Raw genomic sequence first — 1,902 nt, 5'->3', positions numbered from 1 at the left:
GCGCGCGACGCCGAGCGCGCCGCGCGCACCCGTCAGCACGCCAAGGGCAAGAACACCGCCCGCGAGCGCCTCGACCTGCTCTTCGACACCGGTTCGTTCCGTGAGATCGGCCGATTCGTCGGCGGCAGCATCAACCAAGGTTCCCCGGGGTCCGCGGTCATCACCGGTTTCGGTGACGTCTACGGCCGCCAGGTCGCCGTCTACGCCCAGGACTTCTCCGTCAAGGGAGGCACCCTGGGCGTGGCCGAAGGCGAGAAGATCTGCCACCTCATGGACATGGCCATCGAGCTGCAGATTCCCGTCGTCGCGCTCATCGACTCGGGCGGCGCTCGCATCCAGGCGGGCGTCTCCGCGCTCACGCAGTACGGCCACATCTTCAGGAAGACCTGCGAGGCCAGCGGCCTCATCCCGCAGCTCTCGCTCATCCTCGGCCCCTGCGCCGGCGGCGCCGTCTACTGCCCGGCCCTGACCGACCTCATCATCATGACCAAGGAACATTCGAACATGTTCGTCACCGGCCCCGATGTCGTCAAGTCCGCCACCGGCGAGACCGTGAGCATGGAGGACCTCGGCGGCGGCTACGTGCACAACGCCGTGTCCGGCGTGGCCCACTACCTGGGGCAGGACGAGGCCGACGCCATCGACTACGCACGCACCGTGCTGGCCTATCTGCCGTCGAGCGCGAACGGTCCGACGCCCATCTTCTCGTATGCCGCGAACCGGGCCGACCACGAGATCGCCCAGCGGCTCAACGACATCGTCCCCGACAACGACCGCCAGCCCTATGACATGCTCGACGTCATCCGCTGCCTCGTGGATTACGGCGAATTCGTGCAGGTCCAGGAGCTCTACGCCACCTCGGCCCTGGTCGGCTTCGCTTGCATGGAAGGCCATCCGGTCGGCATCGTGGCGAACCAGCCGAAGGTCAAGGCGGGCATCCTCGACGTCGCGTCCTCCGAGAAGGTCGCGCGCTTCGTGCGCCTGTGCGACGCCTTCAACCTGCCGATCATCACCCTGGTGGACACCCCCGGGTACCAGCCAGGTTCGGACCAGGAACACTCCGGCATCATCCGCCGCGGCGCCAAGGTCATCTACGCCTACGCCAACGCCCAGGTGCCCATGGTCACGGTCATCCTGCGCAAGGCCTTCGGCGGCGCCTACATCGTCATGGGCTCCAAGGCCATCGGCGCCGACGTCAACTACGCGTGGCCCAGCAGCCAGATCGCCGTGCTCGGCGCCGGCGGCGCGGTCAACATCATCCACCGCAAGGACCTGCAGAAGGCCAAGGAGCGCGGCCAGGACGTCAACGCGCTGCGCGACCGGCTCATCCAGGATTACGAGACCACCACCGTCAACGCGAACCTCTCCCTGGAGACCGGGCAGATCGACGCGATGATCGACCCGGAGCAGACCCGCGAGGCCATCGCGGGCTCCCTGCGTTCGCTCGCCCACAAGCGCCGCTCCCGCCACGGCGACAAACACCACGGCAACCAGCCCATGTAACGCCGCCGCACCACCCCATGTGACCACCCACCTGATGTGGCCATCCACACTGTCGCACTTCCATCCATATGCCATAAGACTCGTCGCTGTTCGTCAGCGGGCGGATCGATACCACAAAGGACCATCATGACATCACCTTTCTTCCTCTCACGGCTCGCCTCCGAGCCGCACGCCTTCGTCTTCGGAGGCCAGGGCACGCCCTGGACGAGCGCCCTGGCCGACAGCTGCTCCGACCCGACGATCGACGCCACGCTGCATGAGCATATGGACGCCGTCGGCCGGCTGCTCGTCGCCGTCAACGCCGACTTGCTCGCCACGGTCGGCCATCCCGTCGACGTGTTCGGATTCGAGGCCAATCCCCGCGCGCCTCGGCGCCGCGGCCGACGCCACCGCCAGCGT

At 67.4% G+C, this 1,902-nt stretch carries 2 protein-coding genes; both read left to right on the top strand.

Features of this window, described 5'->3' with window-relative positions:
- A partial coding sequence (locus BMON_RS09085; protein WP_034885550.1) for an acyl-CoA carboxylase subunit beta occupies positions 1-1,503 on the top strand: 1,503 nt, incomplete at its 5' end.
- A gap of 126 nt (positions 1,504-1,629) precedes the next feature.
- On the top strand, positions 1,630-1,902 hold a 273-nt coding region (locus tag BMON_RS09080), incomplete at its 3' end, for a hypothetical protein (protein WP_034885548.1).

This window comes from Bifidobacterium mongoliense DSM 21395 (genome assembly GCF_000741285.1).
GTDB lineage: Bacteria > Actinomycetota > Actinomycetes > Actinomycetales > Bifidobacteriaceae > Bifidobacterium > Bifidobacterium mongoliense.
Note: the sequence above shows the minus strand (reverse complement) of the source record. Positions and strands in the feature narration are given on the sequence as shown.